At 73.7% G+C, this 24505-nt stretch carries 20 protein-coding genes; 10 read left to right on the forward strand and 10 right to left on the reverse strand.

Annotation, left to right across the window (positions count from 1 at the left end):
• Positions 1-86: 86 nt before the first annotated feature.
• Together PKE99_RS17135 and PKE99_RS17140 are read right to left on the reverse strand one after the other, a co-directional pair.
• Entirely contained in the window at positions 87-1043 is a 957-nt protein-coding gene (locus PKE99_RS17135) for a carbohydrate kinase family protein (RefSeq protein ID WP_231498203.1), read from the reverse strand.
• Between the two features lie 46 nt (positions 1044-1089).
• Positions 1090-1533 (reverse strand): SRPBCC family protein, encoded by a 444-nt coding sequence (locus tag PKE99_RS17140; protein ID WP_037045566.1) that lies wholly within the window; start codon positions 1531-1533, stop codon positions 1090-1092.
• 62 nt (positions 1534-1595) lie between these two features.
• Here PKE99_RS17140 and PKE99_RS17145 point away from each other — a divergent pair, with 62 nt between their 5' ends.
• The 3 genes from PKE99_RS17145 to PKE99_RS17155 all read left to right on the forward strand — a co-directional run bounded on the left by PKE99_RS17145 (position 1596) and on the right by PKE99_RS17155 (position 4714).
• On the forward strand, positions 1596-2594 hold the full coding sequence (locus tag PKE99_RS17145) for a CobW family GTP-binding protein (protein WP_037045567.1): 999 nt from the start codon (positions 1596-1598) through the stop codon (positions 2592-2594).
• Positions 2595-2644: 50 nt separating this feature from the next.
• Positions 2645-3754, forward strand: coding sequence for an alpha/beta hydrolase (locus PKE99_RS17150; RefSeq protein WP_231498204.1), 1110 nt, complete (start codon positions 2645-2647; stop codon positions 3752-3754).
• Between the two features lie 366 nt (positions 3755-4120).
• Entirely contained in the window at positions 4121-4714 is a 594-nt protein-coding gene (locus PKE99_RS17155) for a hypothetical protein (RefSeq protein ID WP_037045569.1), read from the forward strand.
• A 19-nt stretch (positions 4715-4733) separates the two neighbouring features.
• On the opposite strand, the gene PKE99_RS17160 is transcribed toward PKE99_RS17155, so the two are convergent.
• Positions 4734-5567, reverse strand: a complete 834-nt coding sequence (locus PKE99_RS17160) for a DUF427 domain-containing protein (RefSeq protein WP_037045570.1) — start codon at positions 5565-5567, stop codon at positions 4734-4736.
• A 157-nt stretch (positions 5568-5724) separates the two neighbouring features.
• Positions 5725-7629, reverse strand: coding sequence for an HNH endonuclease signature motif containing protein (locus PKE99_RS17165; RefSeq protein WP_156067572.1), 1905 nt, complete (start codon positions 7627-7629; stop codon positions 5725-5727).
• A gap of 239 nt (positions 7630-7868) precedes the next feature.
• Between PKE99_RS17165 and PKE99_RS17170 the strand changes: the two genes are divergently transcribed.
• On the forward strand, positions 7869-8492 hold the full coding sequence (locus PKE99_RS17170; RefSeq protein WP_037045573.1) for a hypothetical protein: 624 nt from the start codon (positions 7869-7871) through the stop codon (positions 8490-8492).
• Positions 8493-8565: 73 nt separating this feature from the next.
• Here PKE99_RS17170 and PKE99_RS17175 read toward each other — a convergent pair whose 3' ends face one another.
• The 6 genes from PKE99_RS17175 to benA form a co-directional block, all read right to left on the reverse strand.
• The gene (locus PKE99_RS17175) at positions 8566-9369 is read right to left on the reverse strand and encodes an enoyl-CoA hydratase/isomerase family protein (RefSeq protein ID WP_037045575.1); all 804 of its coding nucleotides are present in this window, start codon (positions 9367-9369) and stop codon (positions 8566-8568) included.
• 69 nt (positions 9370-9438) lie between these two features.
• Complete coding sequence (locus PKE99_RS17180; protein ID WP_037045577.1) at positions 9439-10389, reverse strand: cation diffusion facilitator family transporter; 951 nt, start codon at positions 10387-10389, stop codon at positions 9439-9441.
• A gap of 46 nt (positions 10390-10435) precedes the next feature.
• Positions 10436-13171 carry a LuxR C-terminal-related transcriptional regulator gene (locus PKE99_RS17185; RefSeq protein WP_051737402.1) on the reverse strand — a complete coding sequence of 912 codons (2736 nt, stop codon included), beginning with the start codon at positions 13169-13171 and terminating at the stop codon, positions 10436-10438.
• A gap of 21 nt (positions 13172-13192) precedes the next feature.
• Positions 13193-15943, reverse strand: coding sequence for a benzoate 1,2-dioxygenase electron transfer component BenC (gene benC / locus PKE99_RS17190; protein WP_037045579.1), 2751 nt, complete (start codon positions 15941-15943; stop codon positions 13193-13195).
• A gap of 11 nt (positions 15944-15954) precedes the next feature.
• Positions 15955-16476: a benzoate 1,2-dioxygenase small subunit gene (benB, locus tag PKE99_RS17195; protein ID WP_037045585.1), complete on the reverse strand. Its 522-nt coding sequence runs from the start codon at positions 16474-16476 to the stop codon at positions 15955-15957.
• Positions 16473-17843 carry a benzoate 1,2-dioxygenase large subunit gene (benA, locus tag PKE99_RS17200; RefSeq protein WP_037045586.1) on the reverse strand — a complete coding sequence of 457 codons (1371 nt, stop codon included), beginning with the start codon at positions 17841-17843 and terminating at the stop codon, positions 16473-16475. The genes benB and benA overlap by 4 nt, the downstream gene beginning before the upstream one ends.
• A gap of 233 nt (positions 17844-18076) precedes the next feature.
• Between benA and PKE99_RS17205 the strand changes: the two genes are divergently transcribed.
• The 6 genes from PKE99_RS17205 (at position 18077) to PKE99_RS17230 (ending at position 24373) form a co-directional block, all read left to right on the forward strand.
• Complete coding sequence (locus PKE99_RS17205; protein ID WP_051737403.1) at positions 18077-19054, forward strand: LysR substrate-binding domain-containing protein; 978 nt, start codon at positions 18077-18079, stop codon at positions 19052-19054.
• On the forward strand, positions 19051-20151 hold the full coding sequence (locus PKE99_RS17210) for a mandelate racemase/muconate lactonizing enzyme family protein (RefSeq protein WP_037045588.1): 1101 nt from the start codon (positions 19051-19053) through the stop codon (positions 20149-20151). The genes PKE99_RS17205 and PKE99_RS17210 overlap by 4 nt, the downstream gene beginning before the upstream one ends.
• Positions 20152-20189: 38 nt before the next feature.
• Positions 20190-21041: a catechol 1,2-dioxygenase gene (catA, locus tag PKE99_RS17215; RefSeq protein ID WP_037045590.1), complete on the forward strand. Its 852-nt coding sequence runs from the start codon at positions 20190-20192 to the stop codon at positions 21039-21041.
• Positions 21038-21328, forward strand: coding sequence for a muconolactone Delta-isomerase (catC, locus tag PKE99_RS17220; protein ID WP_197040614.1), 291 nt, complete (start codon positions 21038-21040; stop codon positions 21326-21328). The genes catA and catC overlap by 4 nt, the downstream gene beginning before the upstream one ends.
• A 228-nt stretch (positions 21329-21556) precedes the next feature.
• Positions 21557-22930, forward strand: coding sequence for an MFS transporter (locus PKE99_RS17225; RefSeq protein WP_037045592.1), 1374 nt, complete (start codon positions 21557-21559; stop codon positions 22928-22930).
• Between the two features lie 180 nt (positions 22931-23110).
• Positions 23111-24373: a benzoate/H(+) symporter BenE family transporter gene (locus PKE99_RS17230; RefSeq protein WP_037045594.1), complete on the forward strand. Its 1263-nt coding sequence runs from the start codon at positions 23111-23113 to the stop codon at positions 24371-24373.
• Positions 24374-24505: the final 132 nt, after the last annotated feature.

Raw genomic sequence — 24505 nt, forward strand, 5'->3', positions numbered from 1 at the left:
TGGGGCCGTCCCGCCACCTACGGCCTCGTGGACGGCGGCGGTGCTGGGGAGCCCTCGCCGCCGTCCACGCTGGATCGTGCCGCCGCTCAGTGCAGGGCGGCCCGCAGCTCGTCCGTCGTCGGCGGCTGGGCGCCCCGCCGCGAGCAGGTGATCGAGGCCGCCGTCACGCACTCCTCGAGCACCTCGTCGAGGGTGAGCGCGGGCACCGAGCGCAGGACCTCGCGCCGGGCGGGTCCGAGCAGGTCCCGCGCGTGCAGGGCGGCCAGCAGGGCGGCGGAGAAGCTGTCCCCGGCGCCCACGGTGTCGACGACCTCGACGGCCCGGCCCGGCATCGACGTCCGGATCCCGGCCGCCGTCGCCGCGAGCACGCCGTCGCCGCCCAGGGTCACGGCGACCACCGCCGGCCCGCGGCCGGCCCAGTCGTCGAGCACCTCGCCGGGCGGGACGTCGGGCAGCAGCCAGCGGAGGTCCTCGTCGCTGACCTTGACGACGTCGGCGATCGCGAGCATCTCGTGCACGCCGCGCAGCACCTCGGCGGGATCGCCCATGAGGCGCGGCCGGCAGTTCGGGTCGTAGCTCACGGTGGCCGAGCCCGCGGCCTTGGCCAGGAGCTCGCGCAGCACCGCGGCGCCGGGCTCGACGGTCAGCGCCAGCGAGCCGGAGTGCAGGGCGACGATCCCGTCGAGCGCGCCGGTCAGCTCGTCGGGCGTCCACTGCCAGTCCGAGGTGCCGGCGATGCGGAAGTCGTAGTCCGCGACCCCGTCCGGCCCGACCTCGACCAGCGCCAGCGAGGACTGCTCGGGTGCGTCGACGACGTGGGACAGGTCGACGCCGTTGCCCTCCAGGTGCGCGCGCAGCCGGCGGCCCAGGAAGTCCGACCCGAGCCGGGCGAGCATCCGCGCGGGCACGCCGAGGCGCGCCAGACCGACCGCGACGTTGGCGGGGCTGCCGCCGGGAGCGAACTCGAAGTACCCCTCGGCGGGGGCGGGGACGACGTCGACCAGCGCCTCGCCCGCGACCGCGATCACACCGTTGTCAGCCACGCCGACAGCGTGCCAGAGGTCGGGGCCCGATCTCAGCTCCCGATGCTCAGCCGCCGACCGTGGAGGCCAGGTTTGCCAGCACGCCGTCGTAGATCCGGGTCAGGCCCTTCGGGGCGAAGGTCCGCTCGAAGAACCCGCCGATGCCGCCCGCGCCGTTCCACGTCGTGGTGATCGTGACCAGGCTGGCGCCCTCCCCGGCCGGCGCGACCCGCCACGTCGTGACCAGCGAGGAGTTCGCGTCCTTCTCCACCACGGTGTCCGGCGTCGGCTGCGTGACGTCGGCCTTCACGTGGCGCACGCGCTTCTTGGTGGCGTGCAGCTTCCAGGTGGCCGAGGTGCCCTCGCCCTGGCCGCCGGTCAGCACCGCGTAGTCGGTGAACTGCTCGGTCAGGATCTCGGGACGGGTCTGCGTGTAGTCGGCGACGGCCGCGCGGACGGCCTCGACGGGGGCGGGGACGGTTCGCTCGGCGGTCGCGGTCACCTGTGCCATGTGTCCATCCTGCCCCGGACCCGCGGGGCGCGGCCGCAGGGGCGCCTGGTAACTCTTCCGGGATGCGGAGGATTCCGGTCGTGGTCGTCGCCGGTTTCCTCGGCGCGGGCAAGACCACCCTGCTCAACCACCTCCTCGCGCACTCGCTCGACGCCCGGATCGGCGTGGTGGTCAACGACTTCGGCGCCATCGGGATCGACGCCATGCTGGTCGGCGGGTCGGACGCGATGGTCTCGCTCGGCAACGGCTGCCTGTGCTGCGCGGTGGGGGAGGACGGCGTCGGGCCGCTGCTCGACCGGCTGACCCGCCGGCGGGACGAGATCGACGTGATCGTGATCGAGGCCAGCGGCATCGCCGAGCCCGGCACGCTCGTGCAGCTGATCCTCGAGGCGGCCAACCCGCACCTGGTCTTCGGCGGGCTGATCGAGGTGATCGACGCCGTCGAGTTCGAGGCCACGCGCCGGCGGCACCCGCAGGTCGACACGCACGTCGGGCTGGCGGACCTGCTGGTGCTCAACAAGGTCGACCGGGTGGACCCGGGCAAGGTCTGGCGGGTCCGGCGGCTGCTCCGCGAGGCCAACGGGCTGGCCCCGATCGTCCCGGCCGAGCACGGCGTCGTCGACCCCCGGCTGCTGTTCGACATCGAGGTCGTACCCGGCCGGCAGCTGCTGCTCGGGGAGCAGGTCGGCGACCACGCCGACCACATCCATGCCGCGTACGACAGCGTCTCCTTCACCTCCGACGCCCCGATGGACCCGCAGCGGCTGCGGGACCTGCTCGACCGGCGGCCCGCCGGCGTCTACCGGATCAAGGGGTTCGTGGCGTTCGGCGTGCCCGGGCACCGGCAGAAGTACGTGCTGCACACCGTCGGCCGGTACGTCCGGTTCCGCCGCGCCCGTTGGGAGCCCGGCGAGCCCCGGCGCACGAGCCTGGTGCTGATCGGCGCGGGGATCGACACCGCCGCCGTCGAGGCCGAGCTGGCGGCCTGCGTGGCGGACGACTCGTCCCGCACGGACGCCGACGCCATGCTCCCGGTCCTGCGGTACACGTTCGGGGCGTGAGCCGCGCGCGGTCCCCGCGGCAGAAGGCTACCCGGGCGTAACATCGGTGTGTGATCGCGCGCTCCGTGCGGGTCCTCGGTCTGCGACTCGCGTTCCGGTTCCTCTTCGGACTCCCGCGGCCGCTGAAGAGGCTGCTCGCGGGGTCCGAGGTGCGCCTCGAGGGACAGCTCCTCGATCTCGACCTGCAGCTGCTCAACCGCGCCGGGGAGTGGCTCGCGCGGCTCACCGCCGCGAGCGGGCAGCTGGGTGCGGCCGCCCTGGCCGAGCAGCGCCGGCAGGCGGACGACGCCGCCGAACTGGCCGCCGAGGGCCCGTTCGACGACGTCGTGACCCGGGACCTGGAGGTCGCGGGCGCCGAGGGTCCGATCCCGGCCCGGCTCTACACACCGCCGGGCCCGCACGGTCCGGCCGGCCGCTCCGGCCTGCTGGTCTACTTCCACGGCGGCGGGTTCGTGCTGGGCAGCATCGCCTCCGCCGACCCGCTCTGCCGGCTGCTCGCGGCGCAGGCCGGCGTCCGGGTGCTGTCCGTGGAGTACCGGCTCGCGCCCGAGCACCCGTACCCCGCCGCGCTCGACGACGCCCTCGCCGCCTACCGGCACACCCTCGCCCACGCCGAGGACCTCGACGCGGAGAAGACGCTGGTCGCGGTGGGCGGCGACAGCGCGGGTGCGAACCTGGCGCTGGTCGTCGCGCACGAGCAGGCGGTCCGCGGCGAGCCCGTGCCCGCCTTCGTCGTGGCCCTCTACCCGGCGACGGACGCCGACCGGACCGGCGGCTCGCGCGTCGCGTTCGGCTCCGGGTTCGGGATCAGCGCCGAGGTGCTCGCCGCCATGGAGCAGATGTACCTGCCCGAGGGCGTGCCCGCCGACGACGACCGCGGCGCCATCCTGCGCGCCGACGACCTCTCCGGCATGCCGCCGGTCTACCTCGCGACCGCCGGCTTCGACCCGCTGCGCGACGAGGGGGAGGAGCTGGCCGAGCGCTTGCGCGAGGCCGGTGTCCCGGTGGTCGCGCGGCGGTTCCCCGGGCTCATCCACGGCTACGCCAGCTTCACCGCGCTCAGCCGGGCCGCCCACGACGCCGCCTTCGACGCCGCCAGCGCCCTGCGGGCCGGGCTCGCGCTGGCCGACCGCGAGCCCGCCCCGCTCCGCACGGTCTGAGCTCAGGCGGTGGCGTGCGTCCTCAGCTCGTCGAGCACCTCGTCCGCCGCGATCGGGGCGTAGCGGGCCGTTCGCGACGGGCGAGGTCGCCCCCACCGGCGTGACGCCGAGGGCGAGGACGCCGTCCAGCTCGCCGGTGTCGAGCACGACGACGCTGCGGGGCCGCGGGCACCTCGGTGGCTGACCTCAACGGGCGAACCGGGCGTTCCTCCCTGTGATCGAGACCTCTCCCGTTCCGGTGAGGGGTCGGTCACGTTTCCGCGTCGTAACAGGCCGTTCATCAGTTCCGATGAATGGCGTGGCGGCGCTCTACCCCGGCGCGAACGCCGCCCTCCTCCCCGGTGCGACCAGCAAGAGCAAGAGGCAATGAGCACGTTCCCCGGCGACGCGTCCGTCGACTTCGTCAAGCAGGCCCCGGCCGACCGCCTGCCCACCCTCGTCCGCACCCGATCGGGTTACCGCGTCTTTGATCCGGCGCTGATCGCCGGGACGCATTACCAGATCGACGACACCGGCACCCTCGTCTGGACGCGGCTACCCGCCGGCTCGACGGCCCTCGCCGTCCTCGCGGTCGGGGCCGTGTCCGGGCTGCTGCTGGGCGACGGGTGGCTCCTCACGCTGCTGTGGGCCGCCGTCGGCGTCGTGGTGGGCACCGGCCTCGCCGGGCTCGCGCTGACGCTCGTCCACACGATCGACAGTCCCGAGCGCCGCTACCGCCACCGCACCTGCGGCGCCCCGTTCTCGCAGGACGTGACGGACCGCGGGTCGCGCGCCTGGGAACTGTGCGTGCAGGCCGAGCGCCTGGCCGCGACCAGGTCGTGGGTGAGCGGGCGGGTCGACCGCGAGCGCCAGCTGCCCGAGCTGCTGTGGGCGGGCGTGCTGGGCTCGGGCTGGGCGGCCGAGGAGATCGGTCGCATGGCCAACCCGTCGACCGGGCCGGACCTGCGCGCCCCTGCGTGATCACGGCCATGGGGCCTGATCACGACCACGGGGTGACGGCGCGCTCCTGACGCCGCCCGTCGACCACGACGTCGGTCCGCTCGGTGAAGAAGCACACGAGGTCGCGCACGTGCGCGGCCTCGTGCAGCGGGTCCGGGTAGGTCCAGGCCAGGTCGGGCACGGGGCGGCCGCCCACGGTCACCGACCAGTAGGACGCCTCGCCCTTGTACGCGCAGCGCGTGCGGGTCGCGGTCGGCTCCAGCGGCGCGACGACGTCCTCGCGGCGCAGGTAGTACCGGGTGGGGAGCATGGTCTCGAACAGCAGCACCGGCCGTCGCGACTCGGCGAGGAGCATGCCGTCGAGCTCGAGGCGGACGTGGCGCGACGAGGTCAGGACGTCCACGCGGTGGAACGGGTCCCGGGGGTGCGAGACGTTCGGCTCGTCCTCCTCGAACCAGGCGTCGAACGCGTCGAAGTCGACGACCACGTACCCCGCCAGGTCGGGATCGGCGAGCCGGAGCCCCGCGGCGGGCCGGGTGCCGGCGTCTGTGACGACGTCGACCGGCCGGCCCTCGACGGTGTGTACGGCGAAGGGCACGGACGGGTCCAGTACCGGCCGGTCGGAGACCGAGGCCAGGGTGACGCCCTGCGGAATCTCACTCTTCGGCACGTCGTTCGGCGTGAGGTGCGCCGCGATGTCCTCCTCCGGCACGGCGTAGCTCGGCACGACCCGCCGCGGCTCCCACAGAAGCACCGCGCGAGTGGAGTCCACGACCGTCGCCCCGCCCAGCTCCGCCCGGATGCGTTTCGCGACCGGCTCGTGGCGGCACTCGTCGAGCGCGGCGAACAGGGCACGGTGCTGCAGGACGCTCATGCCCGCCCATCCTCCTCGGGATGGTGCTGGTCACCCACTCCCGGGCCTTCATGGCCGCGTGCCAGGGCGAACCCGCCCCTGACCTCACGGCCACCGGCCGCGGGCACCAGCGATCCCGCGGGCCGACGGTGTCGGTCCGCGCGGGGTCGGCACCATGTCAGAACGGCGGCGGCTCGTCGAGGTCGGTGACCGGTGGCGGCGGAGGCCGCGGCTCCTCGGGCGGCGCAGGCCGCCACACCACGAACAGCGAGTCGGTTCCTGCCTCGTCCAGGTCGTCGGTGGTGTCGGACGGGCAGCAGAGGTCCTCGTCCGGCATCCGGGGGAGCGGCGGCGGTAACGGTGGGAGGAGCGGTTCGGCGCGCGTTCGGTAGGTGCGGCCGAGTGGACTGCGCCAGACGAAGACGCCGGGCTCGGGCTGGGTGAGTGTCCAGCCACGGTGCTTCAGGCCGTGATCGTGGCGGCAGGCCGGACCCAGGTCGTCGGCGGTCGTGCGGCCGCCTTGCGCGTGGTCGTGCGTGTGGTCCAGGTCGGCCTTCCGGGCCGGCGTCAGACATCCGACGAAGGTGCAGTGCCGGTCGCGGAACTCGACGTGGCGGCGCAAGCCGGTGTGCGGGAACCGGGCGTCCGGGTCGTCGTCGAGGTCGCGTCCGCGGGCCGCGAGGATCTCGGCCAGGACGGGCCGCCACGACGCCGGCAGGTCGCTGTCGGGGCCGGTCAGGCGCGCGAGCAGACCGGCGTCGACGAGCAGGTCGACCATGCCCGGAGCCTCCGGAGAGGTCGTGTCCTCGGCGGGGCCGAGATCGCCGGCAGTGGGACGCGTGCGGAGTGCCCCTGCACGGATCAGTCGTCCGTCTGGTCCGGTGACGGCATAGCGCCAGGGCGCCCGTAGCTGGGTCGCCGCGACCACTCGGGCCCGCGAGGCCGGGAGCGGTCCGAGGTTCGGCAGGGTGGCCGGGCGATCGTCGAGCCCGAGAAGCGTGCCGAGCGAGATCTGCAGGTGCACGCCCCGACGCGGATTCGGCGGTCGCGCCGGATGTCGTGAGTGAAGAGCCTGCTGTGGCTCGTCCGCTGAGGGATCGCCGGCCTCGCTCGCCTCGTCGGCCGGTCCTCGCTCTGTCGTCCCCGCGCTGTTCGTCGAGCCCTGGGTCGGCCCTGTCGCGGTCGCGTCCGCCTCGACCGTCGCTCCGGTCTCGCCGTCGTCGCCGGTGGAGATCCCGGCGTCGAGGAGGAGGGCGTGGACGATCTCGTCGTCGCTCAACGTGTGCAGGGTGCCGTCGAGGAAGCCGGTGAACAGGTCGACCCGGATCTGGTCGAGCGTGCCGGGGTGGCCGCAGCGACGGATCCTGCGGGCGAGGTGGTCGATCCGTTCGACCGCGGCGTCAGCGGTTTCGGGAGTGATGCCGCTCGCGGTGATCGTGGCGGTGCCGTCCTCGGTGACGTACGCACCCACTCCGCGGCGGGCGTGGGCGCGGCGGAAGAGCCGCTCGTAATGGTCCGGGTCGATCTCCATGATGAGCCGCCGTAGCCGGCGGGAGATCTGACTCGTGGTCCACCGCGGCGCCCGCGGGAGGACGAGCGCGCAGAGGTGCGCGACCTGCGCCGGAGGAAGGCCGGCGAGATGCCGCACGAAGACGGAGGCCTTCGGTGGGTCGATCCGGCCCTCGTGCAGCGCCGCCAGCACCCGAGGCAGCTCCCTGACCAAGGCGCACGCCTCGTCCGACCAGCCGTCCGCGGCGCGCCGGGTCCAGGCCAGGGCCGCCCGCACCTCGTCGGTCCAGTCCAGGTGCGGGTCGGGGAGGTCCTCCGCGGAGTCGGGTGTGGTCGGATCGGCGTACCCGACCGCGACCATGGCCCGGTAGAACCCGGCCCGGGTGTGGCTGTCCTGGCGGTGCCACGCCTCGAGCACCGTCAACCGCTCCGACGCCGGCACCGCCGACAGCTCGATCCCGGCCAGCGCAGCACCGAGCTCCGGACCCGGCGGCATGTCCGCCAGCCCGGCCGGAAGACACCCGGTCAGCTGCACGGATCGAACATATCTTCGACCCCCGACAGAAACGGGCACTTCCAGCTCTCGGGCACAGATCGATCTTCACGAACGCGGCGAGGCGATGGGGCGAGATCGGCCGCCGCCCGGCAGGGACCGCCGTCACCCATCCGGGCACACACCGCCCGTGCTCCCGGCGCGACGCCTCGGCTCGCCTCACGCTGTTCCCGGGGGTGAGGACAGTGCTGAGACTCTGCGGAGCGCTCGCCGCGCTTCTCGCGGCCGCCGGTGTCCTCGTGGCGGGATGCAGTACCTCCGTGAGCGGCCAGCCCGTCGCCGCCCCGCTCCTGGTGTTGTCGTGGGGACAGTCCCACCGCTTCCCCGACGGCCTGACGGTCACCGCGACGGCTCCCGTCGAGCGAGGCGGCGGCGCGGACCGGCGCGTCCAGCTGGTGCTCACCCTTCTCAACGACTCGTCGACCGAGCTCTCGGCAGCTCGGGTGGCGGCGGACAACGCCTCACTCACGAGCGAGCCGGCAGGAGCGGCGGCGGAGGAGGCGGCCACCTCGTCGACCGACGCAGCGGGGCCCCTGCGCCCGGGCAGGTCCAAACGCATTGTGCTCCGGGCCGAGGTGTCGCGGGAGCCGGTGACCCTCGTCGCGACCTGGCGGCACGGCGTGGAGACGATCACGATCACCGGAACCCTGGGGCGTGCCGCGGCTCCCACGACCAGCGCGGTACGACCGACCACCACCCGCACCCCCTCGACGGCCCGTCCCACCACCACCCGCACGCCCCCGACGACCCGGCCCACGACCACCCGCGTGGTGCCGAACTCCGACCGCACGGACATCGCCGCCTGCGACATGCTCGAGAACGGCCGTGTGTACTGCGAGGGGCCGGGGGCCGAGGAGACGATGCGCCGCTACAACGGCGGCTGAGCAGCCCGGCCCCGACCCCCTCCCGCCCCGACCCGCTCCCTCCCCGACCCCCTCCCGCTCCGACCTCCGACCCTCAGTACCGCTGGTACACCGGAGGTCGCTTCTCCAGGAAGGCGCGGGTGGCCTCGTCCCGGTCCTCGGTGAGGGCGGTGAGGATCTGCTGGCGGTTCTCGAACTCGACCGCCCCGACGAAGCTGGGGTTCTCGACCGAGGCCCACATGCCCTGCTTGGTCATCTCCACCGAGAAGGGCGGGTTGAGCATGATCTCGGCGGCCTCGGCGTAGGCGGCCTCGAGCAGCTCGGCGGGGTCGACGAGGTGGGTGACCAGGCCGATCCGGTAGGCCTCCTCGGCGGAGCAGCGGCGGCCGGTGAGCATCAGCTCGTGGGCGCGCCCGGTCCCGACGATCCGGGGGAGCAGCCAGGACAGGCCGATGTCGCACGCCGAGAAGCCGGCCCGGATGAACCCGACGGCGAACAGTGCGGAGGTCGACGCCATGCGGATGTCGCTGGCCAGCGCGAGGGCGAGCCCGCCGCCCGCGGCGGGGCCGTTGATCGCGGCGATGACCGGCTGGGGGAGCTGGTGCAGCGAGACGGCGAGGTTGGCGATCTGGCGCTGCCGCGTCAGCCCGTCGATCGGGTGCCGCTGCCGGGCGGGCGGGTGGGGCTCGTCGTCGTAGTGGGCGAGGTCGAGCCCGGCGCAGAACCCGCGACCCGCCCCCGTCAGGATCACCACCCGGCACGACGGGTCGGTGCCGATCTCGGCGAAGACGGTCGTGAGCTCGGCGACCGTGCCGGCGTCGAGCGCGTTGAGCTGGTCGGGGCGGTTGAGCGTGAGCTGGACGACGCCCTCCCGCGGGCGGTCGATCTCCACCGGCATTGCGGTCCTCCTCGCGGCCTGAACGAACGAACGTTAAACGACCGACCGGGTGCGGAGGAAGAGCGGGCGTCAGGGCGTGGCGTCCCCCACCTGCTCGCCGAGGTGCACCGGCCCGTGCGGGTCGGCGCAGTGGTCGTCGAGCGACTCGTCCTCGCAGTGGTCCACCTGCAGCGTGGTGTGCGACAGGCCGTGCTCCTCGCGCAGCACGACCTCGATCGCCCGCTGCACGTCGTGGCAGTCGGCCTCGGGCCGGACGAGGACGTGCGCCGAGAGCGCCGCCTGCCCGGAGGTGATCTCCCAGACGTGCAGGTCGTGGACCTCGGCCACGCCCGCGACCCCGGCGAGCCGGGCACCGAGCGCGTCGGGGTCGACGCCCCGCGGCGCGGCCTCGAGGAAGATCCGCCCGGACTCGCGCACCAGGCCCCACCCCGCCTTGGCCATCAGCGCGGCGACGACCAGCGCCGCGATCGCGTCGGCCCGGTCGAACCCGGTGAGCACGACGACGAGCCCGGCGACCGCCGTCGCGACGAACGCGAAGAGGTCGTTCAGGATGTGCTGGAACGCGCCCTCGACGTTGAGGCTCGAGCGGTCCGCCCGACTGATGCACCACGTCGCGGCCAGGTTGACGACGATCCCGACCAGCGCCGTGACCAGCACGAGCAGGCCCGCCACCTCCGGCGGCGACAGCAGCCGCTCGATGCCCTCGTACACGAACCACACCGCGAGCAGCAGCAACGTGATGCCGTTGGCCTGCGCCGAGAGGATCTCCGCACGCAGCAGGCCGTAGGTGTACCCGCCGCGGGCGGGACGGGCCGCGAGCCGGATCGCGACGAGCGCGAGGACGAGGGACGCGGCGTCCGTGAGCATGTGCGCCGAGTCGGAGATCAGCGCCAGCGAGCCCGCGAGCAGGCCGACGACGAACTCCCCGACCATGAACACGAGGATCAGCGCCAGCGCCAGGCCGAGCCACCGCCGGTCGGTGCCGACCCCCACGCCGTGCCCGTGCCCGTGGGCTCCCATGCGCGCACGGTAGGACCACGCGGCGCGGCACGGCAACGGGCCGCGGTCAGCCCGTGGACCGCGGGAAGTGTGCCGCGAGCTCCGAGCGCGACCGCACCCCGAGCTTCGCGTAGGTGCGCGTGAGGTGGAACTGGACCGTCTTGACCGACAGCAGCATCTCGGCGGCGACCTCCTTGTTGGTCATACCGCCCGCCACCAGGCCCGCGACCGTCCGCTCCTGCTCGGTGAGGGCGTCGAGGTCGTTGTCGTGCAGGCGGGAGCCGGGCCGGCCGGTCTTGAGCTCCCGGTCGCAGCGCTCCATGTAGACCCGCGCGCCGAGGGCGGCGAACCGCTGCCGGGCGGTCGCGAGGACCGTGGCCGCGTCCCGCCGCCGGCCCGCCCGGCGCAGGATCATGCCGTGCGCGAAGTCGACGCGTGCCTTCTCGTAGGGCAGCGGCAGGCCCTCGAGCCGGGCCCGGGCCGCCACGAACGCCTCCTCCGCGGCGGCGGTGTCGCCGCGCGCGCCGAGGAGCCGGCCGCGGACGTAGCCGAGCCGGGCGGCCGCGGACCGGTGCCCACGCCGTCGGACGAGCTCCTCGAGCGGACGCAGGAACTCGTCCGCCTCGCCGAGCCGGTCGGTCACGACGAGGGCGTTGGCGTACAGGTCGTGCCAGGCCCAGAAGCCGGGTTCGTCGAGCCCGCCCCGCGGCGTCCGGGTGGCGAGCGGGGCGAGGTGCCGGACGACGGCGTCGTAGTCCGAGGCGGCCTCCGCCACGTGCGCGCGGGCCAGCAGGGCCGGCACCGTCATGACGAGGTAGTCGTGCTCGGCGGCCGTGCCGAGCTCGACGTGCCGGGCGGCCTCCTCGGCGTCGCCGCGCAGGGCGTGGACCTGCGCGCCCGTCCAGTGCACCAGCGGCCGGAGGAGCTCCAGGTCCGTGGCGCCGAGCAGCAGCCGGGCCTGGTCGACGTTCTGCAGCGCGCCGGACCAGTCGCCGAGCGCGAACCGGGTGCGCGCCAACCAGCACAGCGCCCACAGCAGGATGCGGTTCGACCCGCCCTGCCCCACGCCCGCGACGGCGTACTCCAGCTCGCGCCGCGCCGCCTCCGGCTCGTCCTGCGCCAGGAGCAGCCAGCCCAGGCCCATCCGCGCCCGCTGGTGCTGCGGGCCGGCCGGGCTCTCCCGGGTCGCCGCGCGGTAGGCCGTGAACGCCTCCTCGATCTCGCCCTGCGCGGCGTACCCGAGCCCCACGATCGCGCGCGTCTCCACCGCCGCCGGCGAGCCCGGGTCCGCGTGCTCGATCGCCCGCCCGGCCCACCGGACCAGCTGCGCGCCGTCCCAGTCGGCGAGGGCGTGGAGCACCTGCCGCTGGCAGATCCGCGCCGCGGTGGCCCGGTCGGTGCCGCGGCTGCGCCAGGCGCCGTCGAGGTAGGAGGTGGCCTCGGCGCGGCGGCCGCGCTGGATGGCGACGTAGGCCAGGACGGCGTCGCGCCGGGCGCCGGGCGGCAGGGCCTCGACGTCGGACAACGCGTCGACCGCCTGCCCCAGCAGCCCGGCCCCGGCGAGGGCGTCGACGGCCTGGAGCAGCCGGTCCTCCCGGTCGGCGCGGCTCGGGCTGATCCGGCTGGCGTCGATGAGCGCCCCGGCGACGACCGCCCACGCGCCCTCGTCCGCCTTGCGGCGGGCCAGGTCGAGCAGCTCGTCGGCCAGGGCGGCGTCGGGCAGCGGGGTGGCCTCGACCCGGTGCCGGAGCCGCTCGGTCTCGTCCCGGACGACGGCGGCGGCGCGCTGGTGCAGGTCGTGCCGGCGGGCAGGGGCGAGCGTGGCGTGCACGGCGCCGCGCACGAAGCGCCCGGGGAAGGTCAGCGTGTCCAGCCCGTGCCCCGCGGCGGGGGAGAGGAGACCGGCGGCGAAGGCCTCGTCGAGCGCGGCGATGGGGTCCGCGATGCCGCCGAGCTCGGCGGCCTCGGCGAGGATCGGGGTGTTGCCGAGGACGGCCGCGGCCTCGACGAGCGCGCGCGCCGACGGCGACGCGGCGTCGAGGGCGGCCTCGACCCGCTGCTGCACGGAGGTGGGTGCGGGCAGTCGCGTCTGCCAGTCCGACCACCGCATCGGCGGGCTGTCGCGCAGGATCTCCAGCAGGTACCGGGCGACCCCGCCGGTGTGCTCGCGCAGCCGGCGGGCCACCGGGATCGGCAGGTCGATGCCCGCGGCGCGGGCGGCCAGCAGCCGGGTCTGCTCGGAGGTCAGGGGCGCCACCCGGATCCGCCGGCCGGGCAGCCGGTCGAGGACGTCCCGGGTGTCCGGGTGGGCCGGGGTGTCCGGGCCGGTCCGGGCGGCGAGCACGACCAGCAGGCGGCCCTCGGCCATCCGGACGACCGCCGACGCGACCGCCTGCAGCGAGGCCGGGTCGGCGGCGTGCGCGTCGTCGATCAGCACCGCGAGCGGGTCCTCCGCGGCGCGGGCCCGCCAGCACGCGGCCAGGGCCTCGCCCCAGGCGCCGGGGTCGACGGGCCCCTCGGACGGGAGCCCACCCAGCCGCCTGACCAGCGCGCCCGGCCGCCCCGACTCCCACGCCAGGCCCTCGGCCTGCACGGTCGCGAGGGCGGGCCGGCGGGCGAGGAAGCGCCGCAGCAGCGTCGTCTTCCCGACCCCGGGCACGCCCTCCAGCACGACGACGACGGGGGTGCCGGCGACGGCGTCGGCCAACGCCGCCTCGAGCCGGGCGGACTCCGCCTCCTGCCCGACGACGTGCGCCGGCTCCCCGCCGTCCCCGCCGGCGCCGTCGCCGACCCGCCTGCTCATGCCGTCACCGTAGAAGGCGGCTCACCCCAGGTCGCCGCCGGCGACCGGCAGCACGGACCCGGTGATGTACGACGCCTCGTCCGACGCCAGGAACAGGATGGCCGCAGCCTGCTCGTCGAGCGTGCCGTACCGGCCCAGGAACGACGACCCGAGCGTCTGGTCGACGTGCGCCTGGAACCAGGCCCTCTCCTGCTCCGACCGGGCCTCCGGGGTGCCCCGGGAGATCCGCCGCGGCGGCGCCTCCGTGCCGCCCGGCGCGGTCGCGACCACCCGGACGCCCCTGTCGGCGTACTCGAACGCGAGCGACGCCGTGAGCGCGTTGATGCCGCCCTTGGCCGCCGAGTAGGGGATCCGGTGGACGCCCCGGGTGGCCGCCGACGAGACGTTGACGATCACCCCGCCGCGACGTTGCACCATCGCCGGCAGCACCGCGCGGCAGCAGTACAGCGTCGGCATCAGCGAGCGGGTGATCTCGGCGTCGATCTCAGCAGGGCCGAACTCCGTGAAGGGCTTGAAGTTGATCGCCCCGCCCACGTTGTTGACCAGCACGTCCACATGGCCCTGCCAGGTGACCGCCTCGCGGATCGCCGCCTCGGCACCCGCGTACCCCTCGAGGTCCGCCTCGATCGCCAGGGCCTTCGCGCCGTCGGCGAGCAGGCCCTCGGCGACCTCGTGCACCAGGGGGGACCGGTCGACCAGCACCAGCTGTCCGCCCTCGGCCGCGGCGCGCTCGGCGACCGCCCGGCCGATGCCCTGCGCGGCCCCGGTGACCACGACGACCTTGCGGTCGAAGCGGCCCGGCGTCACGAACCGAGGACGACGGGCGGCGGCGTTGTCGGCCATGGCCCGCCGCGTCGTCTCCTTGGACCGGTCGGCGTGCTCGCCGATCAGCCGGCGGGCGCGCTCGCGGTCCCCGGCCCCGATCGCGTCGACGATGTCGAGGTGGTCCTGGGTGCAGCGCGGGTGGCACCAGGTGGCGGTGCGCAACGACTGCTCCATGTGCCCCTTGACGCCGAGCGCGGTGTAGGCCTGGGAGAGGTGCTCGTTGCCGGTGAGCGTGAACAGGTAGTCGTGGAAGGCCGCGTTGGCCTCGGTGTAGCCGGCGGCGTCGACGAAGCGGTCGTCGTCGACGTACGGGAGCGTGGCCTCGGCCAGCAGCCGGTACCCGGTGACCTGCTGCGAGGTCAGCCGCCCGACGACGAGCTCGAGCGCGCCGAGCTCCAGGGCGCGGCGGGCGTCGAAGATCGCGTCGGACTCGTGGACGGACGGGTGCTCCTCGCCGATCTCGTACCCGCCCTCGCCGACCGCTCCGGGCGGGAGGGACGCGGGAACCGGGGCGGGCTCGTGGAGCGGCGCGAGGTCCGTGGCCGGGAAGATCTCCTGCCCCGTCATCCCGCGGTCCCCGGCGACGACGAGCGCCTCGTCGGCGTCGAGCGGGCCGGCGTCGCCCTCGGGCAGCCCGGTGGGGAACAGCTCCTGCCCGCAGATCCCGCGGGCGTGGTCGGCCGACACCTTCGGGCTCGCGACGAGCGGTTCGAGCTCGAGCGCCGGAACCAGCTCCTGCCCGACGACGCCGCGGCCCTCGTGGCCGAGCAGGATCAGCCCGTCGCCGTCCTCGACCGGGGTGAGGACGGCGACCGTGGCCTGCTCCGTGCCCTCCTCGGTCACCTCGCCGATCCCGGTGTCCTCGGCCGGCTGCTCGGCAGCGGCCTCGGGGACGCGCGCCTCGGTGTCCTTCGCCGCCGCGGCCAGGGCGAACTTCTCGTAGTAGAACCCGCCGGGCGTGATGCCCTGGTTCGAGAAGTGACCCCGCACCGCGTCGACCATCGCCGGCGGCCCGCACAGGTAGACGGCGGCGGCGCCGTCGTGCAGGTGCTCCGGCTCGATCAGCGCGGTGACGTAGCCCTGGTTCTTCGCCGTGGTGTTCCTGTCCGCGACGCAGTAGTCCCAGGTCAGGTTCGGGATCGACGAGGCGAGCGCCTCGATCGTGTCCACCTCGACGACGTCGTCGTCCGTGGTGGCGCCGTAGAGCAGGTGCATCGGCCGCTCGCTGCCGAGGGCGTCGAGGGTGCGCAGGATGGACAGGATCGGCGCGAGCCCGGTCCCGCCGGCGAGCAGCAGCAGCGGCGCGTCGGACCCGCTGCCGGGAGAGGTGTCCCGGAGGAAGAAGCTGCCGTGCGGGCCGGTGAAGGAGATGTCGTCGCCGACCTGCGCCCGCTCGTCCAGGTAGGTCGACATGACCCCGCCGTCGGTGAGCTTGACCAGGAAGGTCAGCGCGTCCTGGTCCGGGCCGTTGCTGAACGAGTACGAGCGCGACTCGTTCGTGCCCGGCACGGCGATGTTCACGTACTGCCCGGGCAGGAAGGCGAGCTCGTCCCGGTCGGTGATCTCGATGGTCACCGCGACGGTGGTCGGCGAGAGCCGGTCCAGCGCGGTGACCGTGCCGCGGTGGGTCGCGGCACTGGTCTTCGCGACGGCCGAGGTCGACGCGATCTGCAGGACGAGGTCCGTCCTCGGTTTCATCTGGCAGGTGAGGACATAGCCCTCGGCCTCCTCGTCCGGGGACAGGGCGTCCTCCAGGAAGCTGCCCTTGTCGAACTCGCCGGACTCGCAGACCGCCTTGCAGGTGCCGCAGACCCCGTCGCGACAGTCCATCGGGATGTTGATGCGGGCCCGGTAGGAGGCGTCGGTGACGGTCTGGTCCTCCGCGCAGGTGATGAAGCGGGTGACGCCGTCCTCGAAGGAGAGCGCCACGCTGTGTGCGGCGGTCATGGCGCCTCCGTTCAGAAGTGGTAGACGTCGACGACGTGGTGGATGTAGTCGTTCTTCAGCACCACGGTCTTGCGGCGGATCAGCGGCGCGTCGCCGGAGAAGTCGATCGTGTAGAACGACGTGCCGTAGTACGGGTCCACCGTCTTGTACCGGAAGTACATGGTGTGCCAGTTGAAGCGCACGTCCACCAGGTCGCCGCGGCGTTCGATCACCTCGACGTTGGTGATGTTGTGGCTGGTCCGCGGCTCGGGCAGCGAGGTGGCGCTGGAGCGCTCGGTGCGGATCCGGAAGACCCGGTCCTCGAGGCCGCCCTTGTTGTCGTAGTAGACCAGCGAGATGTCGCGCTGCGGGTCCTCGGTCAGCTTGTCGTCGTCGCCCCAGGAGGGCATCCAGTAGACGACGTCGTCGGCGTAGCACTCGAGCCACTTCTCGAACTCGCGGTCGTCGAGGTGGCGTGCCTCGCGGTAGAGGAACTGCTCGATCATGTTCTGGGTGATCACGCGGGGCTCCGTCACGATCTCGGCCGTGGTCATGCCTGCTCCTCCTCCTTCGCGAGGGCGGCGAGCATGGTCTGCCGCCAGTAGCCGTGCTGGACGGGGTAGAGGCCCTCGTCCTCGTTGCGCATGCCCGCGGAGATCACGCCGTCCATGCCGAGGGACTTCGCGACCTCGTCCGGGCCGGTGAGCCAGTGCTCCGCACCGCGGCTCATGTCGTTCCACGGGGCGGCGGTGGCGCGGAAGGTGAGCTGGCAGGAGCGGAACTCCTCCAGGTCGTCGGGGGTGGCCATGCCGGAGGCGTTGAAGAAGTCCTCGTACTGGCGGATCCGGTGCGCGCGGGCCTCGGCGCTCTCGCCCTTGGGCGCGATGCACCAGATCGTGACCTCGGTCTTGTCCGGCGCGATCGGCCGGAAGTGCCGGATCTGCGTGGAGAACTGGTCCATCAGGTAGACGTTCGGGTAGAGGCAGAGGTTGCGGCTGCCCTTGACCATGAACTCGCCCTTGGCGTCGCCGAACTGCTCCTTGAGCTCGTCCATGCGGTTCCACAGCGGGCGGTCCTGCGGGTTCGCCGCCCAGGTCCACAGGCAGAGGTGGCCGTGGGGGTAGGACCAGTAGCCGCCGCCGGACTTGCCCCAGCCGCCGGCGTCGAGCGCCTTGGTGGAGTTCTTGGACTCGCCGGTGCCGCGCCGCGAGGTGGTGGCGGCGTAGTTCCAGTGCGTGGCCGAGACGTGGTAGCCGTCGGCGCCGTTCTCCGCCTGGACCTTCCAGTTGCCGTCGAAGGTGTAGGTGGAGCTGCCGCGCAGCACCTCCAGGCCCTCGGGGGACTGGTCGACGAGCATGTCGATCACCTTCACGGTGTCGCCCAGGTGCTCGTCGAGCGGCACGACGTCCGCGTTCAGGCTGCCGAACAGGAAGCCGCGGTAGGAGTCGAAGCGGGCGACTCGGGTGAGGTCGTGCGAGCCGTCGACGTCGAACGTGTCCGGGTAGCCGGCGCCGTCCGGGTCCTTGACCTTGAGGAGCTTGCCGTCGTTGCGGAAGGTCCAGCCGTGGAACGGGCAGGTCAGGGTCATCCGGTTGTCGGTCTTGCGGCGGCAGAGCATCGCGCCGCGGTGCGCGCACGCGTTGATCAGGCAGTGCAGCTCGCCGTCCTTGCCGCGGGTGATGACCACGGGCTGGCGGCCGATGTAGGTCGTGAAGTAGTCGCCGGGGTTCGGCACCTGGCTCTCGTGGGCCAGGTAGACCCAGTTGCCTTCGAAGATGTGCCGCATCTCCAGCTCGAAGATCTCCTCGTCGGTGAAGATGCGGCGGTTGGCGCGGTAGACCCCGGCGGCGGGGTCTTCGACGACGCTGCTGTCGACGACCGTGCGCACCCGGGAGTGGGACACGTCGGCGGTGGCGGTCATGGGAGGGCCTCCCGGTCGAGTCGGCGGTGAGTCGAGTTCGGAACCGGCACCGACTGTCTCCGGGAGGCCGATCGCTTCGCGTCAGCACTCTGCCTAGTTCTGACCCAGCACTTTTTCAGACTTCGGATGTCTCAATGAAGCTGTACTAGGTCTTTGTGTGTGCTGGTCGACGGTCCTACCGTGGAGGCCCGACACCGGAGAGCCCGGTGGCTACCCGACGGAGGGAGAGCGGCGTGGAGATCCGCCAGCTGCGCTACTTCGTCACGGTCGCCGAGACCCGGCACTTCGGCCAGGCGGCCGAGCGCCTGCACATGGCGCAGTCGCCGCTGTCGCAGGCCATCCGCCAGCTCGAGGCCCAGGTCGGCGCCACCCTGTTCAACCGCACGACCCGCCGCGTCGACCTCACCCCGGCCGGCGAGGCCTTCCTGCGCGACGCCCTGCGGATCCTCGACTCGGTCGAGGCGGCCCGGGAGCGCGTGCAGCGCATCGGCGACGGGCACAGCGGCCTGCTCCGGGTCGGGTGCACCGGCCTCGCGGCCTACAAGCAGCTGCCGCAGCTGGCCCGCATCGCCGCCCGCGAGCTGCCCGGCCTGATCCTGCGCTACGTCCCCGATCTGCTCACGCCCGCGCAGGAGGAGGCGCTCGCGGAGGACCGCATCGACCTCGCCGTGCTGCGCCCGCCGCTGCGCCGCCCGGGCCTGGCGTCCCGGCCCGTCGCCCGGGAGCGCCTGACGCTCGCGGTGCCGGCCCGGCACCGGCTGGCCGGCGACGAGCCCGTCGGGCTGCACGAGCTGCGCGACGAGGACTTCGTGGTCTACGGCGCCCGGGACTCGGTCGTCGACGCCGCCGTGACGCAGGCCTGCCTCGGCGCCGGCTTCCTGCCGCGGCGCACCCACGAGGTCGCCGAGACCTCGGTCATGCTCACCCTCGTGGCCGCCGGGCTCGGCGTCGCGCTGCTGCCCGAGTCCGCGCTCGCCCTGCGCGTCGACGGCGTGCGGTACGTGCCGATCGCCCCCGGCCGCTCCGGTGCCCCCGACGCCGACGGTGAGGCACCCCATGTCGACCTCGCGCTCGCCTGGCGGGCGGACGAGGTGAACCCCGCCCTCGCGCGGTTGGTGGAGGTCCTGGAGGCCAACGGCTTCGTGCCGCCCGAGCCCCCGGCCGTCCCGTACCCCGACCGCGTCCCCGCCCACCCCGGAGAGGCCCGATGAAGATCGCGCACATCGAGGCGATCCCCTTCGCGATCCCGTACCGCAAACCGCTGCGCTTCGCCTCCGGCGAGGTGCACACCGCCGAGCACGTGCTGGTCCGCGTGCACACCGACGACGGCGTCGTCGGCGTGGCGGAGGCGCCCCCGCGCCCGTTCACCTACGGGGAGACGCAGCAGTCGATCGTCGCCGTGATCGACCGGATCTTCGCCCCGGAGGTCGTCGGGCTCTCGCTGCTCGAGCGCGAGGTCATGCACGCGCGGCTGGAGCGCACCGTCGGCAACCCCGCCGCCAAGGCCGCCCTGGACATGGCGGTGTGGGACGCGCTGGGCCGGACCCTCGACCTGCCGGTGACCCAGATGCTGGGCGGGTTCACCGACCGGATGCGGGTGTCGCACATGGTCGGCTTCGCCTCCGACGAGGCGATGGTCGCCGACGCCGAACGCGTCCGGGACACCTACGGGATCACCGTGTTCAAGGTGAAGGTGGGCCGCCGGCCCGTCTCCCTCGACGTCGGCGCCTGCCGGGCGCTGCGTGCGGCCCTCGGCCCGGACGTCGAGCTCTACGTCGACGGCAACCGCGGCTGGACGCCGTCGGAGGCCGCCCGTGCGCTGCGTGCCATGGACGACCTGGACCTCACGCTGTCCGAGGAGCTCTGCCCCGCCGACGACGTGCTGGGCCGGCGCTGGCTCACGGCGCAGACCACCATCCCGACGGTGGCCGACGAGAGCGCCACGACCCCCGGCGAGGTCACCCGCGAGCTGCTCGGCGGCTCCGCGACGATGATCAGCATCAAGACCGCCCGCACCGGGTTCCACACCTCGCAGCGCATCCTCCACCAGTGCGAGGGGATGGGCGTCGAGGTCGTGATGGGCAACCAGGTCGACGGCCAGGTCGGGACCGCGTGCACCGTCGCCTTCGGTGCCGCGCACCGGCACAGCTCCCGGCGCGCCGGCGAGCTGTCGAACTTCCTGGACATGAGCGACGACCTGCTCACCGAGCCGCTGGAGATCCGCGGCGGGGAGCTGGCCGTGCGTCCGGGACCGGGCCTCGGGATCGAGATCGACCCCGACAAGCTCGCGCACTACCGCACGGACTGATCCTTCCGAACCGCACCGACGCGTCAGGAGACACACCCATGACCACCACCGAGCCCAACCCCACCGCCGCCGGATCGGGGCGCAACGCCACCGCCACGTTCGCCGCCAAGGAGCGCGCCTCCGGGCCGGTCGACCACGCCCGCGTGTCGGCGATCGCGACCGACGCCATCGCCGCGCTGCACGAGGTCGTCCGCAAGCACCAGGTGACCTACGCCGAGTACGACGCCCTGAAGGCGTGGCTGATCAGCGTCGGCGAGAACGGCGAGTGGCCGCTGTTCCTCGACGTCTGGGTCGAGCACGTCGTCGAGGAGGTCGCCAACGCCGACCGCAAGGGCGCCGTGGGCACCATCGAGGGCCCGTACTACATCCCCGGTGCGCCGGAGTCCGCGAGCGAGGCCACGCTGCCGATGCGCGAGGACGAGGCGGGCACCCCGCTGCTGTTCCAGGGCACGGTGACCGACCTCGACGGGGCGGCGATCGACGGCGCGCTGGTCGAGCTCTGGCACGCCGACGACGCCGGCTACTACTCGCAGTTCGCCCCGGGTATCCCGGAGTGGAACCTGCGCGGGCAGATCCGCACCGGCGCCGACGGGCACTTCGCCTTCCACACCATCCAGCCCGCGCCGTACCAGATCCCGACCGACGGCTCCTGTGGCAAGCTCATCGAGGCCGCCGGCTGGCACCCGTGGCGCCCGGCCCACCTGCACCTCAAGGTGTCGGCCCCGGGCAAGCAGCTCGTCACCACCCAGCTGTACTTCGACGGCGGCGCCTACGTCGACGACGACGTGGCCCAGGCTGTGAAGCCGGAGCTGATCCTGCGTCCGACCCCGGCCGCGTCGGGTGAGGGCAACGAGGTCACCTACGACTTCGCCCTGGACCCGCAGGCATGAGCCAGCTCTTCGCCGTCCGCATGGACGTGGCGCTGCCGCCGGACATGGACCCGGCGGCACGCGCCGACCTCCTCGCCCGGGAGAAGGCCTACTCGCAGGAGTGGCAGCGGTCCGGGCACTGGAAGAACATCTGGCGTTGCGTGGGGGAGTACGCCAACCTCTCGATCTTCGAGGTCGAGGACAACGAGCAGCTCCACCAGATCCTCTGGGGCCTGCCGCTCTTCCCCTACATGACGATGACGGTCACGCCGCTCGCCGGCCACCCGTCTGACGTCCACCTCGGCTGACCGTCCACCACGGTCCGCGGCTCGACGGCGGCCGGCCCCCGGTGACGACTCCCGGGCGCCGGCCCCCGGCCGCCCCGCGCACCTCGCGCCCCGCGCACCTCGCGCACCTCGCGCCCTGCACACCTCGCGCCCTGCGCATTCGCGCCCTGCACTCCTGCACGTCAGTACGACACCGGCGTCGACCGGCGCCGGTGCCCCCGCACGCCCTTTTCCCCTCGGGAGACAACAATGACCTCGGTCAGGGAGAAGCGGGACGTCCCCCGGGACGTGCTCCGCCGCAGGACCGTCACCTGGATCGTCGCGCTCGCGACCGTCGGCCTCGTCTTCGACGGCTACGACCTCGTCGTCTACGGCACGGTGCTGCCGCAGTTCCTGCGCGACCCGAGCCAGATCGGCGCGGTCACGCCCGCGACGGGCGGCGCGCTCGGCAGCTACGCGCTGATCGGCGTGCTGGTCGGCGCGCTGCTGGCCGGCTCCGTCGGCGACATCATCGGCCGCCGCAAGGTCATGCTCACCGCCTACGCCTGGTTCTCCGTCGGCATGGGCCTGACCGCGGTCACCACGACGACCACCCTGTTCGGCCTGCTCCGGTTCGGCACCGGCATCGGCGTGGGCGCCCTGGTCGCCACCACCGGTGCCCTGGTCGCCGAGTTCGCGCCGAAGGGCCGCAAGAACCTCTGCAACGCCATCACCTACTCCGGCGTGCCGCTCGGCAGCCTGCTCGCCGCGCTCCTGGCGATCCTGCTGCTCGAGTCCGTGGGCTGGCGCGGGATGTTCCTGATCGGCGCGCTGCCGCTGGTCACCCTGCTGCCGCTGGCGCTGTTCGCGATGCCGGAGTCGCCCGCCTGGCTGCTCGCCCGCGGGCGGGTCGAGGAGGCGCGCGCGGTGGCCGACCGGACCGGCGTGGTGCTCGACGAGAAGCCCGCCGCGACGCCGGACGCGCCCGCCGAGCGCGAGCGGGCGGGCTTCGCCGGCCTGCTCAGCCGCTCCTACCTGCTGCCCACGATCCTGCTGGGCCTGCTCAGCGCCGTCGGGCTGCTCCTGGTCTACGCGCTCAACACCTGGTTGCCCGAGCTCATGGGCCGCGCCGGCTACTCCACCAAGGGCTCGCTGGCGTTCCTGCTCGTGCTCAACGGCGGCGCGGTGGTCGGCGCGGTGATCGCCTCGCGGGTCGCCGACCGGGTCGGCCCGAAGCCGGTCGTCGCCGGGTCCTTCCTGCTCGGCGCCGTGGCGATCGCGCTGCTGACCGTGAGCTTCCCGGTGGGTCTGCTGCTGGCATTCATCGCCGTCGTCGGGCTGGGCACCAGCGGTACGCAGATCCTGATCTACGGGTTCGTGGCCACCTACTACCGCACCTCCGTGCGCGGCGCGGGCGTCGCCTGGTGCGCCGGGTTCGGCCGGCTCGGCGGCATCGGCGGCCCGTTGATCGGCGGCCTGCTGATCGCCTCGGGCCTGGCCCTGAACTCGATCTTCTACGTGCTCACCGTGCTCGCCGTCGTCGGCGCGCTGCTCACGGTCGTCGTGCCGAAGACGGCCCGGCCCGCGGCGCCGGTCCCGGCGCCCGCGAACCCCGACGTGCTGCCCGACCCGGCGGTGGGCTGAGCACCGTGCGACCCGAGAGGACAGCGGCATCGGCCGCGAGCTCGGCCCGGAGGGCCTGGCCGCGTACCGCTCGCTGAGGTCCGTCCACTGCTGACCGCTCCGGCGGGGCCGACCACGTACCGTCGCGGTGCCGGCCCCGCCGGGGAGCACGACCCGTACGACCCGCACGGAGGCGCCCCCGTGACCACGCCCCATGTCCACGCCCCACCGACCGCAGCCGCCCGCGTCGAGCGGCCGCCGCGCCCGCTCGCCGGGGCGCGCCGGCTGCGCGCGGACCTGGGGGCGCAGTACCTGGCCAACGGGCTGATCGGGCTGATCTTCGCCGCGACCGGGCCCGTCGCGGTCATCCTCGCGGTGGGCGTGCAGGGCGGGCTCTCCGAGCGCGAGCTGGCCTCGTGGCTGTTTGGGGTGTTCTTCCTCAACGGGATCCTCACCGCGCTCGCGTGCTGGCTCTACCGGCAGCCGCTCGCGTTCTTCTGGACGATCCCCGGCACCGTGCTGGTGGGGCCGGCGCTCGCGCACCTGAGCTTCCCGCAGGTGGTGGGTGCCTACTTCGCGACCGGGCTGCTGATGCTGCTGCTCGGGCTGTCCGGCTGGGTGCGGCGGGCAATGGCCGCCGTGCCGATGCCTATCGTGATGGCGATGGTGGCCGGGGTGTTCCTGAGCTTCGGCACCGGGCTGGTGAAGTCCGTGACCGGCGACGTCCTCGTCGCCGCGCCGATGGTCGCGGTGTTCCTGCTGCTCAGCGCCTGGGGCGCGGCGGGCCGGAAGGTGCCGCCGATCCTCGGGGCGCTCGTCGTCGGCGTCGTCGCGGTGGCGGTGTCCGGCCGCTTCCACCCACGCGGCGACGCCGCGGGCTGGCTGGCCGCACCGGTCCTCGTGGCGCCGCAGTGGTCCTGGCAGGCGATGGTCGAGCTCGTCCTGCCGCTCGCGATCACGGTGCTGGTGGTGCAGAACGGGCAGGGCGTGGCGGTGCTGCGGACGGCCGGGCACGAGCCGCCGGTCAACGTCGTGACGATCGCGTGCGGCGCGTGGTCGCTGCTGACCGCGGGCGTCGGCGCGGTGTCGACCTGCCTCACCGGGCCCACGAACGCCCTGCTCACCGCCTCCGGCGAGCGGCACCGGCAGTACATCGCCGGAATCTCGTGCGGCCTGCTCGCGATGGTGTTCGGCCTGTTCGCGCCGCTGTTCACCCGGCTCGTGCTGGCCGCGCCGCCCGCCTTCGTGGCCACCCTCGGCGGGCTCGCGATGCTGCGCGTGCTGCAGTCCGCGTTCGTCACGGCGTTCGGGTCGCGGTGCACGTTCGGTGCGCTGGTGACGTTCGTCGTGACCGTCTCCGACATGACCGTGCTGAACATCGGCGGCGCCTTCTGGGGGCTGCTCGCCGGGTTCGGGGTGACGTGGCTGCTCGAGCGGGGCGACCTCCGCGAGGTCCGCGGCTGACAGTCGCCGGTAACCACCGGGAGAACTCTGCGCTACGGCGCCCGGCCGCCCGCCTCCCTCGATCCGGTGTGGACATTTCCGGACGGTTGCCACCGGAAAACATGCGGTCACGCGTCGACCGGCTCCATTGCC

This window comes from Pseudonocardia halophobica (genome assembly GCF_027922425.1).
In the GTDB taxonomy this organism is placed as follows: domain Bacteria; phylum Actinomycetota; class Actinomycetes; order Mycobacteriales; family Pseudonocardiaceae; genus Pseudonocardia; species Pseudonocardia halophobica.

Excerpts from the sequence above, each read along its gene's own strand:
- PKE99_RS17140 (WP_037045566.1), bottom strand. The coding sequence starts at position 1,533 with ATGGCACAGGTGACCGCGACCGCCGAGCGAACCGTCCCCGCCCCCGTC.
- PKE99_RS17175 (WP_037045575.1), bottom strand. The coding sequence starts at position 9,369 with ATGCCGGTGGAGATCGACCGCCCGCGGGAGGGCGTCGTCCAGCTCACG.
- catA (WP_037045590.1), top strand. The coding sequence starts at position 20,190 with ATGACCACCACCGAGCCCAACCCCACCGCCGCCGGATCGGGGCGCAAC.
- benC (WP_037045579.1), bottom strand. The coding sequence starts at position 15,943 with ATGACCGCCGCACACAGCGTGGCGCTCTCCTTCGAGGACGGCGTCACC.
- benB (WP_037045585.1), bottom strand. The coding sequence starts at position 16,476 with ATGACCACGGCCGAGATCGTGACGGAGCCCCGCGTGATCACCCAGAAC.
- PKE99_RS17145 (WP_037045567.1), top strand. The coding sequence starts at position 1,596 with ATGCGGAGGATTCCGGTCGTGGTCGTCGCCGGTTTCCTCGGCGCGGGC.
- PKE99_RS17210 (WP_037045588.1), top strand. The coding sequence starts at position 19,051 with ATGAAGATCGCGCACATCGAGGCGATCCCCTTCGCGATCCCGTACCGC.
- PKE99_RS17180 (WP_037045577.1), bottom strand. The coding sequence starts at position 10,389 with ATGGGAGCCCACGGGCACGGGCACGGCGTGGGGGTCGGCACCGACCGG.
- catC (WP_197040614.1), top strand. The coding sequence starts at position 21,038 with ATGAGCCAGCTCTTCGCCGTCCGCATGGACGTGGCGCTGCCGCCGGAC.
- PKE99_RS17160 (WP_037045570.1), bottom strand. The coding sequence starts at position 5,567 with ATGAGCGTCCTGCAGCACCGTGCCCTGTTCGCCGCGCTCGACGAGTGC.
- benA (WP_037045586.1), bottom strand. The coding sequence starts at position 17,843 with ATGACCGCCACCGCCGACGTGTCCCACTCCCGGGTGCGCACGGTCGTC.
- PKE99_RS17225 (WP_037045592.1), top strand. The coding sequence starts at position 21,557 with ATGACCTCGGTCAGGGAGAAGCGGGACGTCCCCCGGGACGTGCTCCGC.
- PKE99_RS17155 (WP_037045569.1), top strand. The coding sequence starts at position 4,121 with ATGAGCACGTTCCCCGGCGACGCGTCCGTCGACTTCGTCAAGCAGGCC.
- PKE99_RS17185 (WP_051737402.1), bottom strand. The coding sequence starts at position 13,171 with ATGAGCAGGCGGGTCGGCGACGGCGCCGGCGGGGACGGCGGGGAGCCG.